The sequence below is a fragment of the Haemophilus influenzae genome, from assembly GCF_003494325.1.
GTDB classification, from domain to species: Bacteria; Pseudomonadota; Gammaproteobacteria; order Enterobacterales; family Pasteurellaceae; genus Haemophilus; species Haemophilus influenzae_I.
In genome coordinates, this window is the sequence record NZ_QQIK01000002.1 from 263389 (window position 1) to 280825 (window position 17437).

10 protein-coding genes are annotated in these 17437 nt (G+C 40.5%); 8 read left to right on the forward strand and 2 right to left on the reverse strand.

Features of this window, described 5'->3' with window-relative positions:
* Positions 1–19 precede the first annotated feature (19 nt).
* From glgX to pntB, 6 genes are all read left to right on the forward strand, one after another.
* Complete coding sequence (gene glgX / locus DV356_RS04490; protein WP_118806580.1) at positions 20–1999, forward strand: glycogen debranching protein GlgX; 1980 nt, start codon at positions 20–22, stop codon at positions 1997–1999.
* A 22-nt stretch (positions 2000–2021) separates the two neighbouring features.
* Positions 2022–3323 (forward strand): glucose-1-phosphate adenylyltransferase, encoded by a 1302-nt coding sequence (gene glgC, locus DV356_RS04495; RefSeq protein WP_192882157.1) that lies wholly within the window; start codon positions 2022–2024, stop codon positions 3321–3323.
* 107 nt (positions 3324–3430) lie between these two features.
* Entirely contained in the window at positions 3431–4861 is a 1431-nt protein-coding gene (glgA, locus tag DV356_RS04500; protein ID WP_118806582.1) for a glycogen synthase GlgA, read from the forward strand.
* Between the two features lie 244 nt (positions 4862–5105).
* Positions 5106–7571 (forward strand): glycogen/starch/alpha-glucan phosphorylase, encoded by a 2466-nt coding sequence (locus tag DV356_RS04505; protein ID WP_118806583.1) that lies wholly within the window; start codon positions 5106–5108, stop codon positions 7569–7571.
* A 261-nt stretch (positions 7572–7832) separates the two neighbouring features.
* Complete coding sequence (gene pntA / locus DV356_RS04510; protein WP_005631652.1) at positions 7833–9371, forward strand: Re/Si-specific NAD(P)(+) transhydrogenase subunit alpha; 1539 nt, start codon at positions 7833–7835, stop codon at positions 9369–9371.
* 10 nt (positions 9372–9381) lie between these two features.
* Positions 9382–10806: a Re/Si-specific NAD(P)(+) transhydrogenase subunit beta gene (gene pntB, locus DV356_RS04515; protein ID WP_118806584.1), complete on the forward strand. Its 1425-nt coding sequence runs from the start codon at positions 9382–9384 to the stop codon at positions 10804–10806.
* A gap of 63 nt (positions 10807–10869) precedes the next feature.
* On the opposite strand, the gene DV356_RS04520 is transcribed toward pntB, so the two are convergent.
* A complete protein-coding gene (locus DV356_RS04520; protein WP_118806585.1) occupies positions 10870–11787 on the reverse strand; it encodes a LysR family transcriptional regulator in 918 nt (305 codons plus the stop codon).
* A 95-nt stretch (positions 11788–11882) separates the two neighbouring features.
* Here DV356_RS04520 and topA point away from each other — a divergent pair, with 95 nt between their 5' ends.
* Positions 11883–14489 carry a type I DNA topoisomerase gene (topA, locus tag DV356_RS04525; RefSeq protein WP_118806586.1) on the forward strand — a complete coding sequence of 869 codons (2607 nt, stop codon included), beginning with the start codon at positions 11883–11885 and terminating at the stop codon, positions 14487–14489.
* 65 nt (positions 14490–14554) lie between these two features.
* On the opposite strand, the gene DV356_RS04530 is transcribed toward topA, so the two are convergent.
* Positions 14555–15139, reverse strand: coding sequence for an FMN-dependent NADH-azoreductase (locus DV356_RS04530; protein WP_118806587.1), 585 nt, complete (start codon positions 15137–15139; stop codon positions 14555–14557).
* 284 nt (positions 15140–15423) lie between these two features.
* Between DV356_RS04530 and thrS the strand changes: the two genes are divergently transcribed.
* Positions 15424–17355: a threonine--tRNA ligase gene (gene thrS, locus DV356_RS04535; RefSeq protein ID WP_118806588.1), complete on the forward strand. Its 1932-nt coding sequence runs from the start codon at positions 15424–15426 to the stop codon at positions 17353–17355.
* Positions 17356–17437: the final 82 nt, after the last annotated feature.

Here is a 17437-nt window from a genome sequence, read left to right on the forward strand (position 1 = left end):
CTACAAAAGCGATAAAAATATGTTCAAAATCTACAACAACGGCAATCCTATTCCAATGGGATACTCACAAGCGGTCGAAAACAACGTGCAAATTACCAATTTCGCCCTGTTTTCCGCTGCGGCATCTGGCGTAGAACTTTGCCTTTTTGACGAACAAAATCAAGAAACACGCTTGCCGATGGTACGTACTGAAAATGTGTGGCATTTGGCGGTAATTGGCGTGAAAACTGGTACGGAATATGCTTTTCGTATTCACGGCGAATTTGCCAATCCGCAGAAATTGATACTCGATCCCTATGCGAAAGCCGTGAATGGTAAACCTGATTTAAGTAGCGAAGAAAGTCGTTCTTGGTTCTTGCTTTCGGATAATCGCGACAACGCGCATCTTGTCCCAAGAGCGGTTGTGATTTCGGAAGATTTTAATTGGGAAAATGACACTTCACCCAATACGCCTTGGGCTGAAACCATTGTGTATGAATTACATGTTAAAGGGTTTAGCCAGTTAAACGAGAAAATCCCTGCGGCGTTGCGTGGTACTTATACTGGATTAGCACATCCTATGAATTTGGCGTATTTGAAAGAATTAGGCGTAACTGCGGTGGAGTTGCTGCCTGTAAATTTCCATATAAATGAACCGCACTTACAGGCACGAGGCTTACAAAATTATTGGGGATACAATCCCTTAGCGATGTTTGCGGTAGAACCTAAATATGCGGCGACAAATAATCCATTGGCTGAATTTAAAGCGATGGTAAAGGCGTTTCACAAAGCGGGCATTGAAGTTATCTTAGATGTGGTGTTTAACCATTCCGCAGAATCAGAGCAAACTTACCCAACATTCAGTCAGCGTGGCATTGATGATCAAACTTACTATTGGCGCAATGATCAAGGGCGTTATATCAATTGGACAGGCTGCGGCAATATGCTCAATTTATCCTCTGATGTAGGGCGAAAATGGGTCGTAGATTGCCTGCGTTATTGGGTGGAGCAATGCCACATTGATGGCTTCCGTTTTGATTTAGCCACTGTTTTAGGGCGTGATACACCTGATTTCAATTCGTCAGCTCAGCTTTTTACAGATATTAAAAATGAGCCAAGCTTACAAAATATTAAATTGATTGCCGAGCCGTGGGATATTGGGCATTACGGTTATCAAGTCGGGAATTTCCCAAGTTATTTTGCCGAATGGAACGACCGATTCCGCGATGATCTCTGCCGTTTTTGGTTATGGAAAAGTGGCGAAATCAGCACATTTGCTGAACGCTTTGCAGGCTCTAGTGATTTGTTCAAGAAAAATGACCGCTTGTCGCATACCACACTGAATTTCATCACCGCCCACGATGGCTTTGTGATGCAGGATTTAGTCAGCTACAACGAAAAACATAACGAAGCGAACGGCGAAGAAAATCGCGATGGCAGAAACGAAAATTACAGCTATAACCACGGCATTGAAGGTTCAACGGACCTCCTTTCCGAACCGCAAAAAAGTGCGGTGGAAAATAACCGCACTTTTGCACAAAGCGGCTTATTAATGAGTTTATTGCTGGCGAATGGCACACCAATGTTGCTGGCGGGCGATGAGTTCAGCAACACGCAATATGGTAATAACAATGCCTATTGCCAAGATAACGAGATTACTTGGCTTAAATGGGCAAATTTTAACAAAGAATTATTTGAACTGACCAAGCAAACGATTGCAATCCGCAAAAAAATGGGCAGTTTAAACCGAGATCAATGGTGGTCGGGCGAGAATGTGCAATGGCTTAACATTGCAGGCGAACCGATGACAGTTGAAGATTGGCAAAATCAACAAACCAAAGCATTACAGGTGGTTTTAGACAATCGTTGGCTTTTGTTGATTAATGCCAAAGCCGAAGGTCAAATGTTTCACTTGCCTAATGGGAAATGGAAGCCCCAAATCGGCACACATAATGTAACCCTTGAAGCACAACAAGCCGAACTTAGTTCAATGGGCTTTTGTATGCTGAATGACGAATAACAATAAGACTATGGAGATCCTTATGAAATCTGGCGACCTTAACAAATATGATTTAGTTAAAAACACTTTGGTACTTGTTCTCGCAGGTGGACGAGGTTCACGTTTACACGAATTGACAGATAAACGTGCAAAACCAGCGCTTTATTTTGGTGGTAATCGTCGCATTATCGATTTTGCACTTTCTAATTGTATTAATTCAGATTTAAACCGAATTGGGGTTGTGACTCAATATGCGGCACACTCCTTGCTTCGTCATTTGCAAACAGGCTGGTCTTTCTTACCGCAAGAGCGTGGCGAATTTGTCGATATGTTGCCAGCTCGTCAGCAAATTGACGATTCTACTTGGTATCGTGGCACGGCGGATGCGGTATATCAAAATATGGCTATTATTAAAAATCACTATCGCCCGAAATATATTTTGATCTTAGCGGGCGACCATATTTACAAACAAGATTACAGCGTGATGTTGATGGATCACGTCAATAGTGGGGCAAAATGTACTGTTGGTTGCATTGAAGTGCCCCGTTCTGAAGCACACGAATTTGGCGTAATGGCTGTAAACGAAAACTTGAAAGTAAAAGCTTTCGTGGAAAAACCAAAAGATCCGCCAGCAATGGTGGGTAAACCTGATGTTTCGCTTGCCTCAATGGGGATTTATGTATTTGATGCGGATTATCTTTATAAAATGCTTGAGCAGGAAGTTAATACCCCGCAAACTAGCCATGATTTCGGTAAAGATGTATTGCCAAAATGTTTAGAAGAAGGCGCGCTTTATGCTCACCCATTTAGCCGTTCTTGTATGGGACGCAACACCGAGGGCGAAATTTACTGGCGTGATGTAGGGACACTTGATAGCTTCTGGCAATCTAATATCGACTTAGTCTCTGAAAATCCACAATTAGATATTTACGATCAAAGCTGGCCAATTCGTGGTAATCCTATTCAGGCTTATCCATCAAAATTTTTCTACAAACACTCCAGTGTGCATCCTGTAGATAACTCACTTATTGGCGGCGGTTGTGTGATTACCGATGCGTCGATCAGCAATTCTGTATTATTCGACCACATTAAAATTGATGCATTTTCAAAAGTGGATCACTGCGTGGTGCTACCACAAGTTAAAATCGGCAAAAATTGCGTGTTGAAAAATTGTATTATCGACCGCGAATGTGAAATTCCTGATGGTATGCAAATTGGTGTAGATAGGGAAGAAGATAAAAAACGCTTCCGTATTAGCTCAACAGGTAAAGTGATTCTTGTGACCTCGAAAATGTTAAAGATACTTGAGGGACACGAGATTGGCGAAGAAGGACATTTAGATTAGTTAGGAAAAGTGCGGTCAATTTTGACCGCACTTTCTGAACCCCCTCTTTAGCAAAGAGGGCGGCTGATCGAGCATTATTCATATTTATAGGGAAAATAAAAAACTCAATGAAAATACTACACGTTTGTTCGGAACTCTATCCGCTCTTAAAAACAGGTGGGCTTGCCGATGTTTTAGGGGCATTACCCCAAGCACAGAACCAAATCGGGCTAGATGCTCGCGTTTTATTGCCTGCTTATCCTGCAATTACAGCAGGCATTCCGAATACCCAAGTGGTTGCCGAATTTGATAACTTCGCTGGGCACGTGGTGTTGCGTTATGGAGAATATAACGGTGTCGGGATCTATTTGATTGACGCACCGCACTTATACGGTCGCGAAGGCAATCCTTATCACGATGCCTATTACAACGACTACGGCGACAACTACAAACGTTTTGCCTTGCTCGGTTGGGTGGGGGCAGAATTAGCCACAGGTCTAGATAGCTGGTGGCGTGCAGAAGTGGTACACGCCCACGATTGGCACGCAGGTTTGTGTGCAGCATATCTGTTCAACAAAGGTCGCCCTGCGAAATCGGTGTTCACTATTCATAACTTGGCGTATCAAGGGCAGTTTTCTTATCATCATTTGTATGAAATCGGCTTGCCAACAGGAATGTTCCACGTAGAAGGCTTGGAATTATTTGGGCAGATTTCTTACTTGAAATCAGGCTTGTTCTATTCCAATGCAAGTACGGCAGTTAGCCCAACTTATGCCCAAGAAATCACGACACCAGAATTTGCCTACGGTTTGCAAGGCTTGCTTTCTGGCTTAAAAGCTCAAGATCGTTTGGTGGGGATTTTAAACGGCGTGGACGAAAATATTTGGCATCCGAACGTGGATCAATACATCCCACACCATTACAAGCTGAAATATATGGCAGGTAAAAAGAAAAACAAAGCTGAACTGCAAGCTTATTTTAATTTACCGCAAGATGAAAATGCCTTGGCATTTGTGATGGTTACCCGTTTAACCGAGCAAAAAGGTGTAGATTTATTAATCGAAAGTGCAGATGAAATCGTCAAACAGGGCGGGCAGTTGATGATTTTAGGTTCAGGTGCACCACACTTGGAACAAGGTATCCGCGATCTTGCCGCCCAATATCCAGAAAATATTGCGGTAAAAATCGGCTACGATGAAGCCCTTTCGCATTTAATGGTAGCAGGTGGTGATGTGATTTTAGTGCCAAGCCGTTTCGAGCCTTGTGGCTTAACCCAACTTTATGGTTTGCAATATGGCACACTGCCACTTGTTCGTAAAACAGGTGGTTTGGCGGATACAGTGGTGGATAGCACTTCAGAAAGCATCAAAGCTCGCACCGCAACAGGTTTTGTGTTTGAAAGTGCAACGCCTGAAGCTCTCCGCCATTGCTTGCAGCGTGCCTTTGCCTTATGGCAAAAACCGCGTGCATGGGCGATGGTTCGCACCGATTCAATGGAACAAGACTTCAGCTGGCGTAAAGCTGCAGAGCAATATAGAACGCTTTATGAACGCTTGTAGTTTTATTCGTAAACTTTCTTAACAATCACACCGCTTGTGAAAGGATATTTTGCAAGCGGTGTGATTGTGCTTGTTTTTTGCAAAGATAAGCATAAAATTCGAACTACTTTTGTAGGCTGTGTGAACAACATTCACGCACTCAAAGAGCGGTCAAATTTTGATTGATTTTTGCAAACGTGCGTGAATTTTGAAAATTCACACCCTACGTTAATCATTTCTTAGCATTCTAATAGAGGTTTTACCTATGATAATGGATAATTTTGATTCTCCATTCCAATATAATCGTCCTGAAATGACCGTTGAAGCAATTAAAAAATCAATCGTTTACAAACTTATTTTCTTAATCGGTCGCTCTCCACGTGAAGCTAGCCAACGCGATTGGCTCAATGCAACACTCCACGCTGTGCGTGATTTAGTAACAGAGGGTTGGATCACTACTGCTCGCCAAACTCGAGCAGAAGATTCTCGCCGTGTTTACTACCTTTCAATGGAATTTTTAATCGGACGTACGCTATCTAATGCCATGATTGCAGAAGGCATTTATGGATTAGCACAAGAAGCTCTTTCTGAATTAAATGTGGATTTAGAAGAGGTTTTAGAAAAAGAAGTTGATCCTGGCTTGGGTAATGGCGGTTTAGGTCGTTTAGCCGCTTGCTTTATGGATTCTATCGCAACGCTTGGCTTACCAGGTATGGGCTACGGTATTCGTTATGAATATGGTATGTTCCGCCAAAAAATCGAAAATGGTCAGCAAGTCGAGCGCCCAGATGCATGGCTTGAAAAAGGTGCACCTTGGGAGTTTATTCGCCCATCTAAACGCTTTACCGTAGAATTTGGCGGTAACATTCACTTTGAAGGCAAAAAATGTATTTGGCAAGATACCGAAAAAGTGACCGCACTTGCTTACGACCAAATGATCCCGGGTTATCAAAATAATTCTGCTGCGACATTACGTTTATGGTCGGCACACGCAGGCGAAGTGTTTAACCTTGCCGACTTCAACCGTGGCGAACATTTAGCCGCGTTGGAAGAGCATTCTGCAAATAAAAATTTATCACGTGTGCTTTACCCTGATGATTCTACTTGGAATGGTCGCGAATTACGTTTACGTCAAGAGTATTTCTTAGTCTCTGCATCGCTTCAAGATATTTTACGCCGTCACAAACGCACCCACGACAGCCTTGAAAACTTGGCGGATAAAGTGGCGATTCACTTAAACGATACCCACCCAGCGTTAGCAATTCCTGAATTAATGCGTATTTTAGTGGACGATGAAGGTTTCGAGTGGAAAAAAGCGTGGGAGATTACGCGTAATATTTTCTCTTATACCTGCCATACTTTAATGTCCGAAGCATTAGAAACTTGGCCAGTGGAAATGATGGCGAAAATCTTACCGCGTCATTTACAGATGATTTTTGAAATTAACGATCACTTCTTGGAATATGTCCGCACTTATGTGACGACTGACAACGATTTTATCCGTCGCGTTTCTCTTATCGAAGAAGGCTACCAACGCAAAGTGCGTATGGGATGGCTATCCGTGGTAGGTTCACACAAAATTAACGGGGTTGCCGAAATCCATTCCGATTTAATGGTAACTTCAACCTTTGCAGATTTCGCTCGCATTTTCCCAGAACGCTTTACCAACGTAACAAACGGTATCACACCGCGTCGTTGGTTAGCCGTGGCGAACCCACAATTAGCCGCATTGTTTGATAAATATATCGGCTCAGAATGGCGTTGCGATTTAAGCCAAATCGAAAAACTCAAACCGTTCGCACAAGAAAAAGCATTTAAAGAAGCTGTCGCTGATATTAAATTTGCGAACAAAGTGAAATTGGCGGAATACGTGAAATCTGAATTAGGTGTTGAACTTGATTCAAATGCGTTATTTGATGTTCAAGTCAAACGTATTCACGAATACAAACGCCAAATGTTGAACGTATTACATATTATCGCTCGCTACAATGAAATGCTTGCCAACCCTGAAAAAGATTGGCAACCTCGCGTATTTATTTTAGCAGGTAAAGCGGCTTCGGCTTATTATGCTGCGAAACAAACCATTCACTTAATCAATGATGTGGCAAATGTAATCAACAATGATGAGCGTTTGAAAGACCGTTTAAAAGTTGTATTTATTCCAAATTACAGCGTGAGCCTTGCACAGCTTATCATCCCAGCAGCAGATATTTCAGAGCAAATATCCCTTGCAGGCACAGAGGCTTCTGGCACTAGTAATATGAAGTTTGCTTTAAATGGTGCATTGATACTCGGTACACTTGACGGTGCGAACGTAGAGATCTTGGAAAACGTGGGAGAAGATAATATCTTTATTTTCGGCAACACTGTGGAACAAGTTGAGCAACTTCGTCGAGAAGGGTATCGTTCATTTGAATACTATCAAAATGATGCCCAATTACGCACAGTCGTGGATCAAATTATTGAGGGTAAATTCTCACCAGAAGATCCTCAACGTTATCATCAATTATTACAAGGCTTGCAATACCACGATTATTATCAAACTTTCGCTGATTTCCGCAGTTATGTAGAAACTCAAAAAGTCGTGGATGAGAAATATAAACAACGCGACCAATGGATTGAAAGCACTATTCAAAATATCGTGAATATGGGCTTCTTCTCGTCTGACCGCACAATTAAAGAGTATGCGGAGAGAATTTGGAAAGTTGAGCCTGTTCAATTAGGTGATTAATAATAAAATTAAAAGCACCACAAGTTTTTTACTTGTGGTGTTTTTTTTATGGAAAGTGCGGTAAATTTTTGAGATGTTTTTATGTGGGATTTTTCGTGATCCCTATCACAATATCTTGTAAAACCACTTAAAAACGTTACCTATTTTCATTCAATTAATGATACATTTGCATCCGTTTGACTTTTTGTCATTTTAACGATGAATAGGCGAAGGTTTGTTCATTAATTTCATTAACCCAATCATCAATCAGAGGGAAACAGTATGTTAATTGGTGTACCTAGAGAGCTGCTTGAGAATGAGAGCCGTGTGGCGGCAACGCCGAAAACGGTTCAGCAAATATTGAAATTGGGCTTTGACGTGATCGTGGAACACGATGCAGGTTTTAAAGCTAGTTTTGAAGATCAAGCATTTTTAGAGGCAGGCGCGAAGATCGGTACGTCGGCTGAAATTTGGCAATCGGATATTATCTTCAAAGTAAATGCACCGACAGATGAAGAAATCGCTCAAATGAAGGAAGGGGCAACTCTCGTGAGCTTTATTTGGCGCATGCAAAATCCTGAGTTAATGAAAAAACTCACCGCGAAGAAAATTAATGTGTTAGCAATGGATGCGGTGCCTCGTATTTCTCGTGCGCAAGCATTGGATGCGCTTTCTTCTATGGCGAATATTTCTGGTTATCGTGCTGTCATTGAAGCTGCGCATGAATTTGGTAGCTTCTTTACTGGGCAAATTACTGCTGCAGGTAAAGTTCCACCAGCAAAAGTGTTGGTTATTGGTGCGGGTGTGGCTGGTTTGGCGGCAATTGGTGCAGCAAATAGCCTTGGGGCGATTGTTCGTGCTTTTGACTCTCGTCCTGAAGTGAAAGAGCAAGTTCAGAGTATGGGCGCGAGCTTCTTAGAAATTGATTTCAAAGAAGAAGGCGGCAGTGGTGATGGTTATGCGAAAGTGATGTCGGAAGAATTTAACCGTCGTGCGATGGAGCTTTATGCAGAACAAGCTAAAGAAGTCGATATTATTATTACTACGGCAGCCATTCCGGGTAAACCAGCGCCTCGTTTAATCACCAAAGAAATGGTGGATTCAATGAAACCAGGTTCGGTGATTGTGGATTTAGCAGCTGCAACTGGCGGTAACTGTGAATATACGCAAGCAGGGAAAGTTGTTACAACTGAAAACCAAGTGAAAGTGATTGGTTATACAGATTTCCCAAGCCGTTTACCAACGCAATCTTCTCAACTTTATGGCACAAACTTAGTCAATTTATTAAAACTTTTGTGCAAAGAGAAAGATGGCAATATCAATATTGATTTTGAAGATGTGGTTCTTCGTGGTGTGACTGTTGTTCGTGATGGGGAAGAAATTCCACCAGCACAAATTCAAGTGTCTGCACAACCAAAACAAGAAACCAAAGCTGCACCAGTGGCAGAAAAAAAAGAATCTAAACCAACAGATCCTCGCGTGAAATACGGTGTGATGGCAGGTGTTGGTGTGTTATTCCTTTGGTTAGCTTCTGTGGCGCCCGCTGCATTTTTATCACATTTCACCGTATTTGTTTTAGCTTGTGTGGTGGGTTATTACGTGGTTTGGAATGTTAGCCATGCACTTCACACACCATTAATGGCAGTAACAAATGCAATTTCAGGCATTATTATTGTAGGCGCGTTATTACAAATTCGTCAGCCAACAGGCAATCTATTTATCGATGCGTTAGCTTTTGTGGCGATTTTGGTGGCAAGCATCAATATTTTTGGTGGTTTCCGTGTCACACAACGTATGTTAGCAATGTTTAGAAAAGGTTAAGGAGCGCACAATGTCTGAAGGTTTAGTACAGGCTGCGTATATTTTAGCAGCATTACTTTTCATTATGAGCTTGGCAGGACTTTCTAAACATGAAACTGCTAAAGCAGGTTGTTGGTTCGGTATTGTTGGTATGACAATTGCCCTTATCGCAACCATTTTTGGACCTCATTCTGAAGGAACATTTTGGATCATTATTGCGATGATCATTGGTGGAGTAATCGGTGTTCAACGTGCATTAAAAGTAGAAATGACTGAAATGCCAGAACTTGTGGCGATTCTTCACAGTTTCGTCGGTTTAGCGGCTGTACTCGTTGGCTTTAATAGCTATGGTTTACACCACGAGGCGTTAATGCCAGAAGGATTAGATGCAGCAGCACAAGCCGCATTTGTAGCTGAACAAGCGGTATTAACGAATATTCATAATGTCGAAGTCTTTTTAGGTATTTTTATCGGTGCAGTCACTTTCACTGGTTCTGTTGTCGCATTTGGTAAATTAAGCGGAAAAATTAATTCAAAAGCATTAATGTTACCGCATCGCCATAAATTAAATTTAGCCGCACTTGTGGTATCTGCATTATTGATGGTTGCATTCTTGAATAATCCAGAAAGCATTTTCCCTGTGTTATTAATGACAGCGATTGCGCTTGCATTTGGATGGCACTTAGTGGCATCAATCGGTGGGGCAGATATGCCAGTTGTGGTATCAATGCTTAACTCTTATTCAGGTTGGGCAGCAGCTGCGGCAGGTTTTATGTTGAATAATGATTTGCTCATCGTTACAGGTGCGCTTGTTGGTTCTTCTGGTGCAATTCTTTCTTACATTATGTGTAAAGCGATGAACCGTTCATTTGTGAGCGTAATTGCAGGTGGTTTTGGTAACGATGTTCAAGTTTCTTCAAGGGAAGAACAAGGCGAACACCGTGAAACTACAGCGGAAGAAGTGGCTGAATTGTTGAAAAATGCAAGTTCTGTGATTATCACGCCGGGATATGGTATGGCTGTTGCACAAGCACAATATCCAGTCGCTGATATTACGGCAAAATTGCGTGAACGTGGTGTGAACGTTCGTTTTGGTATTCACCCTGTTGCAGGACGTTTACCGGGCCACATGAACGTGCTTTTAGCTGAAGCGAAAGTACCTTACGATGTCGTACTTGAAATGGATGAAATCAATGATGATTTCGCTGATACCGATGTGGTATTGGTTATAGGTGCGAACGATACGGTAAACCCAGCGGCGATGGAAGATCCAAATAGCCCAATCGCGGGAATGCCTGTGTTAGAAGTATGGAAAGCACAAAATGTGATTGTGTTCAAACGTTCAATGGCAGTGGGTTACGCTGGCGTACAAAACCCATTATTCTTCAAAGAGAATACGCAAATGCTCTTTGGTGATGCAAAAGATCGCGTTGAAGACATCTTAAAAGCATTATAAAAAACACGCATAAAAATAACCGCACTTTGGGTTGCTTAAGTGCGGTATTTTTATTTATAGCATTTAAATATTATCTTCATGATTTTCCAAAATTTCTGAACACAAGCCCAATCCAGATAAAAATTCAATAAATGCCCGTACTTTTATTGGTAAATGTCTTCTGTTTGGATAGACCACATGAATTTCTAATTTTTGTTGTTTATATTCTGGCAATATTTCAATAAGCTCGCCTTTTTCAAAGGCTCTACCTAAAATAAATTTTGGTAAATTAGCAATACCTAGTCCCGCTTTTGCCATATTTAATAAGGCAAAACCGCTATTGCTTACCACTTTGGATTGGATTTTGAAACGTTGGGTTTGATTTATACGTGAACCAACCCAATTTACCTGATTCATTGCATTTTTATAAAGTAAACCATTGTGATGTTCTAAATCATCAGGCGTTTGTGGAATACCATTCGTTTCAAGATAATTAGGCGACGCTGCAAAATGAACAGTAGTAGTTCCTATTTTACGTGAAACCAACGAGCTATCTTCCATATAACCAATACGAAGAGCAAGATCATAGCCTTCGGATAATAAATTGATTTTCTTATCATTAAATTCAACTTCAATATGCAAATGAGGATGCTTAGCCATAAAAGTGGGTAAATTTGGTGCAATAAAAAGTAAACCAAAATCACGAGGAACGGAAATCAGTAAATTTCCTTGTAATGAACTGGTAAGGTGGGTGATGCTGGAATCTGCTTCATCTAAATCAAGCAAAATTCCTTGGCAGCGTTGATAATACATCATTCCAGCTTCAGTAGGCATAATTTTTCTGGTGGTACGTTGTAACAATCGTGTTTTTAAATGTTCTTCTAATTGTGAAACTAATTTGCTTGCCATCGCCACAGAAATATTTTGTTGCTTTGCTGCCAAAGTAAAACTTTGGGTTTCAATGACTTTGCAGAAAATAGAAATCGCGTTGAGTTTATCCATTTATAGACCTTTTTTGAAAAAATGCTTGATTTTGCCAACATAACTTTGCACTATACCGCCAATTTTACAAAATTCTAGTAATATTAGGTAATCAAATGAGTAAATCCTTGGTGATTGTGGAGTCGCCAGCAAAAGCAAAAACTATTAATAAGTATTTAGGTAGCCAATATGTCGTGAAATCGAGCGTTGGACATATTCGTGATTTGCCGACGGTTGGTTCTAGTACAGGTGAAAAAGCTAAACCAATTTCAACCAAAGGTATGGATGCCGAAGAAAAGGCAAAAATTAAGGCAGAAAAGGAACGTAACGCCTTAGTTAAACGTATGGGGATTGATCCTTATCACGATTGGAAAGCAAATTATCAGATTCTGCCTGGTAAAGAAAAAGTGGTTTCCGAATTAAAGTCGCTTGCTAAAAAAGCAGATCACATTTATCTCGCAACCGACTTGGATAGAGAAGGGGAAGCGATTGCGTGGCATTTACGTGAAGTGATTGGTGGTAACGATGATCGTTTTAGTCGCGTGGTGTTTAACGAAATCACTAAAAATGCCATTAAACAGGCTTTTGAAAAGCCTGAACAATTAAATATGGATCGTGTTAATGCTCAACAAACTCGTCGTTTTTTAGATAGAGTAGTGGGCTTTATGGTGTCGCCATTACTTTGGAAAAAAGTGGCACGCGGGCTTTCTGCTGGTCGAGTTCAATCAGTTGCGGTTAAATTATTAGTCGAACGCGAGCGTGAAATTAAAGCGTTCCAGCCTGAAGAATATTGGGAAGTTGCCGTCCTTACGAACAATCAAAATAAACAAGCCATACGTTTGGATGTCACGGATTATAAAGGCAAGAAATTTGATCCAAAGAATCAAAAAGAGGCACAAAGTGCGGTAGATTTTCTTAATGTTTCTGATTACGTTGTCACAAATTTAGACACTAAGCCAACAAGTTCTCGCCCTCGTGCGCCATTTATTACATCAACACTTCAACAAACGGCAAGTACTCGTTTAGGATTTGGCGTTAAGAAAACAATGATGTTAGCCCAACGTTTATATGAAGCAGGCTACATTACTTATATGCGTACAGACTCAACCAATTTAAGTCAAGATGCGCTGAATATGGCGCGTAGCTACATTGAAAATCATTTTGGGGTGCAGTATTTACCAGAAAAACCAAATTTCTATTCAAGTAAAGAAAATGCGCAAGAGGCTCACGAGGCTATTCGCCCATCAGATATTCGCGCATTGCCTGAATCTTTAGAGGGAATGGAAAAAGATGCAGTACGCCTTTATGATTTAATTTGGCGTCAATTTTTAGCCTGCCAAATGCCACCAGCACAATATGATAGCAGTACATTGACTGTTTCAGCAGGCGATTATACTTTGAAAGCAAAAGGTAGAATTTTACGTTTTGATGGTTGGACAAAAGTATTGCCACAGATAGGCAAAAATCCTGAAGATCAAGAATTGCCTTCAGTTACTGTGTCAGAAAAACTTGCTTTAAAAGAAGTACAACCAACTCAACACTTTACTAAACCACCTGCTCGTTTTACTGAAGCGGCTTTAGTAAAAGAATTGGAAAAACGTGGTATTGGCAGACCTTCCACTTATGCGGCAATTATTTCCACTATTCAAGAACGTGGTTATGTTCGTACTGAAAATCGTCGTTTCTATGCAGAAAAGATGGGCGAAATTGTAACTGATCGCCTCAATGAGTCTTTTGGTGAATTAATGAATTACGATTTCACCGCGAATATGGAAGATACTTTAGATAAAATTGCCTCTGGTTCAGTAAATTGGAAAACTGAATTAAATCAATTCTTCAAGGATTTTTCTAGCCAACTTTCTAAAGCTGAATTAGATGAACTTGAAGGCGGTATGCGCCCGAATAGCCTTGTGGAAACAGATATTAAATGCCCAACTTGTGACAGAAAAATGGCAATTCGCACGGCAAGTACAGGGGTGTTTTTAGGATGCACGGGGTATGCGTTATCGCCAAAAGAACGGTGCAAAACAACGATTAATTTAATTCCCGAAGCAGAATTATTGAACGTTTTAGATGAATCTTCAGAAACCAAAGCATTAATGGATCGTAAACGTTGTACAAAATGTGGAACGGCAATGGACAGCTATGTAATCGATGCCCATCGTAAAATCCATATTTGTGGTAATAATCCAAATTGTGATGGATATTTGATTGAAGAAGGCTCATTCAAAATTAAAGGTTATGATGGCCCTGTTGTTGAGTGTGATAAATGCGGTGCGGATATGCACTTAAAACTTGGTCGTTTTGGCAAGTATATGGGATGTACAAATTGCGATAACACGCGCAAAATTTTGAAAAATGGCGAAGTTGCACCACCGAAAGAAGAGCCAGTACATTTCCCTGAGCTAAAATGTGAAAAATCTGATGCGTACTTTGTATTGCGTGATGGTGCAAGTGGCGTGTTTATGTCAGCCCATAACTTCCCGAAATCCCGCGAAACACGCCCAGTTAAAATCTCAGAACTTGTGCAATATCGCGAGCGTTTACCTGAAAAATTAGCTTATTTAGCGGATGCACCACAAAAAGATCCTGAAGGGAACGAAGCGATTGTTCGTTTTAGTCGTAAAGAGAAAAAGCAATATGTGACTTCTGAAAAAGAGGGAAAAGCGACTAAATGGATTGTTGATTTCACCAACGGAAAATGGGTTGAACGAAAAAAATAACAAGAAAAGTGCGGTAAATTACCGCACTTTTTTGTTTGTAATAAATTTTTTAGATTATCTGAAGATTAAAGGCTTGTGATAAGTTCATTAATTTTATTTTTCGCAGATGATTGTGCTTTTTCAATGGCTTCAGCACCCAATCCAATGCCTTTTGCATAAACAAATTGCACATCTGTGATGCCAATAAAACCTAAAATTGATTTCATATATTGTGTCACTAGATTTTCTTCATCATACAATCCACCAAATGCACATAACACAATGGCTTTTTTGCCTTTCAACAAACCTTCAGGACCCTTTGCTGTATATTGGAAAGTAACGCTCGGACGTGCGATAAAATCAAAATAGCTTTTTAATTGTGTTGGAACGTTTAAATTATACATCGGCACACCAATAACCAGAGTCTCTGCATTTTTTAATTCGGAGACTAATTCATCGGAAAGTGCAAGAAGTTGTGTTTCTTCATCATTTTTAGGTTCACCACGCACAGCAATTGCAGCTGCGGTATCAAAATATGGAAGCGGTTGTTGAGATAAATCGCGTATGATAATGTTATTACCTTGTAATTTTTCGACAGCATAATCAACTAATTGATTAGTCTGAGAGTTATTTCCTGAAATGCTAGATTTTAATACTAATACGTTGCTCATTTTTATTCCTTAACTGGGTATTTAAAAGTGCGGTTATTCTAGCCTTTATTTTTAGGATATAAAGCCCCTAGCCAGAAAAACATTATTTCCTTTTTGTAAAATATGGGCATTTATTTAACAATACCTTAAGAAAGTGATAGAATTCGCCACGCATTTTTTGCCTAATTTCGCTCGTTCAATGGTAGGAATGAAGCCAAGTAGGGCAAAAGTGCGGTTAATTTTTATAGAATTTTAAATGAACACGTCACCTTTCGTATGGGTGACCACTGTATAAGGAAAAAACAATGCCAATTATTACTTTACCTGACGGCTCCCAACGTCAATTCGATCGTCCTGTTTCTGTTCTTGAAGTCGCACAAGATATTGGTGCGGGTCTTGCTAAAGCCACTATCGCAGGCCGTGTAAACGGAGAACGTCGCGATGCGTGCGATGTTATCGAGCAAGATGCAACGTTAGAAATTATTACTGCAAAAGATGAAGACGGTTTAGAGATTATCCGCCATTCTTGTGCTCACTTGCTTGGACACGCTATTAAACAATTATTCCCAAATGTAAAAATGGCAATTGGTCCAACTATTGAAAACGGCTTCTATTATGATGTAGATTTAGATCGCTCTTTAACCCAAGAAGATATTGATGCAATCGAAAAACGTATGTTGGAATTGGCAAAAACCAATTATGACGTCGTGAAAAAACGTGTTACTTGGCAAGAAGCGCGTGATACCTTTGAAAAACGCGGCGAGCCATACAAAATGGCAATTTTAGATGAAAACATTGAACGTACTGCAACGCCTGCGTTATATCATCACTTAGAATATATTGATATGTGCCGTGGCCCACACGTGCCAAATATGCGTTTCTGTCAGCATTTCAAATTACAAAAAGTCGCTGGTGCGTACTGGCGTGGCGACAGCAAAAACAAAATGTTACAACGTATCTATGGTACGGCTTGGGCGGATAAAAAACAACTTGCTGAATACTTAACACGCTTAGAAGAAGCGGCAAAACGTGACCACCGTAAAATTGGTAAAGCATTAGATTTATATCATATGCAAGAAGAAGCACCAGGTATGGTGTTCTGGCATAACGATGGTTGGACAATTTTCCGTGAGCTTGAAACGTTCGTGCGTACTAAATTAAAACAATACGATTATCAAGAAGTGAAAGGCCCATTTATGATGGATCGCGTGTTGTGGGAAAAAACAGGTCACTGGCAAAATTACGCAGATTTAATGTTCACAACCCAATCTGAAAACCGTGAATACGCAATTAAACCGATGAACTGCCCTGGTCACGTTCAAATTTTTAATCAAGGTTTAAAATCTTACCGTGATTTACCAATCCGTATGGCGGAATTTGGTTCTTGTCATCGTAATGAGCCATCAGGTTCTTTACACGGTTTAATGCGTGTGCGTGGCTTTACTCAAGATGATGCGCATATTTTCTGTACTGAAGATCAAATTGAGAGCGAAGTAACTAGCTGTATTAAAATGGTGTACGACATTTATAGCACCTTTGGTTTCACTAATATTGCAGTAAAACTTTCTACTCGCCCTGAAAATCGTATCGGTTCAGATGAAATGTGGGATCGTGCGGAAGCAGGTCTTGCAGCTGCATTAGCACATAACGGCTTGAAATATGAAATCCAAGAAGGCGAAGGCGCATTCTATGGTCCAAAAATTGAGTTCGCACTACGCGATTGTTTGGGTCGTGAATGGCAATGTGGTACTGTTCAATTAGACTTCGCGTTACCAGGTCGTTTAGATGCAACTTATGTAGCAGAAGACAATAGCCGTAAAACCCCTGTAATGATTCATCGTGCGATTTTAGGCTCAATTGAGCGTTTCATTGGTATCATTACTGAAGAATATGCTGGTTTCTTCCCTGCGTGGTTAGCTCCAACCCAAGCAGTTGTGATGAATATCACTGATAGCCAAGCTGACTATGTACAGAAAGTAGCAAAACAGCTTTCCGATGTAGGTTTACGCGTGAAAACTGATTTACGTAACGAAAAAGTGGGCTTCAAAATCCGTGAACATACTTTACGCCGTGTGCCTTATATGCTCGTTTGTGGCGATAAAGAAATCGCTGAAGGTAAAATCGCTGTACGTACCCGTAAAGGTGCAGATTTAGGCTCATTTACAGTGGAAGAATTTGCAGAAATCTTGAAAAATCAAGTAAGAAGCCGTGAATTAAAGTTATTGAATGAAGAGTAATACTTCTCAAAAATAACCAATATAATTTACTGTTTAAATAGTAATTTCAATTTAACGGTGATCGTTTAAACGATCACCGTTA

Coding starts and splice junctions, on each gene's coding strand:
- glgX (WP_118806580.1), top strand. CDS start 20: ATGTTCAAAATCTACAACAACGGCAATCCTATTCCAATGGGATACTCA.
- pntB (WP_118806584.1), top strand. CDS start 9,382: ATGTCTGAAGGTTTAGTACAGGCTGCGTATATTTTAGCAGCATTACTT.
- DV356_RS04505 (WP_118806583.1), top strand. CDS start 5,106: ATGATAATGGATAATTTTGATTCTCCATTCCAATATAATCGTCCTGAA.
- topA (WP_118806586.1), top strand. CDS start 11,883: ATGAGTAAATCCTTGGTGATTGTGGAGTCGCCAGCAAAAGCAAAAACT.
- glgC (WP_192882157.1), top strand. CDS start 2,022: ATGAAATCTGGCGACCTTAACAAATATGATTTAGTTAAAAACACTTTG.
- glgA (WP_118806582.1), top strand. CDS start 3,431: ATGAAAATACTACACGTTTGTTCGGAACTCTATCCGCTCTTAAAAACA.
- thrS (WP_118806588.1), top strand. CDS start 15,424: ATGCCAATTATTACTTTACCTGACGGCTCCCAACGTCAATTCGATCGT.
- DV356_RS04530 (WP_118806587.1), bottom strand. CDS start 15,139: ATGAGCAACGTATTAGTATTAAAATCTAGCATTTCAGGAAATAACTCT.
- pntA (WP_005631652.1), top strand. CDS start 7,833: ATGTTAATTGGTGTACCTAGAGAGCTGCTTGAGAATGAGAGCCGTGTG.
- DV356_RS04520 (WP_118806585.1), bottom strand. CDS start 11,787: ATGGATAAACTCAACGCGATTTCTATTTTCTGCAAAGTCATTGAAACC.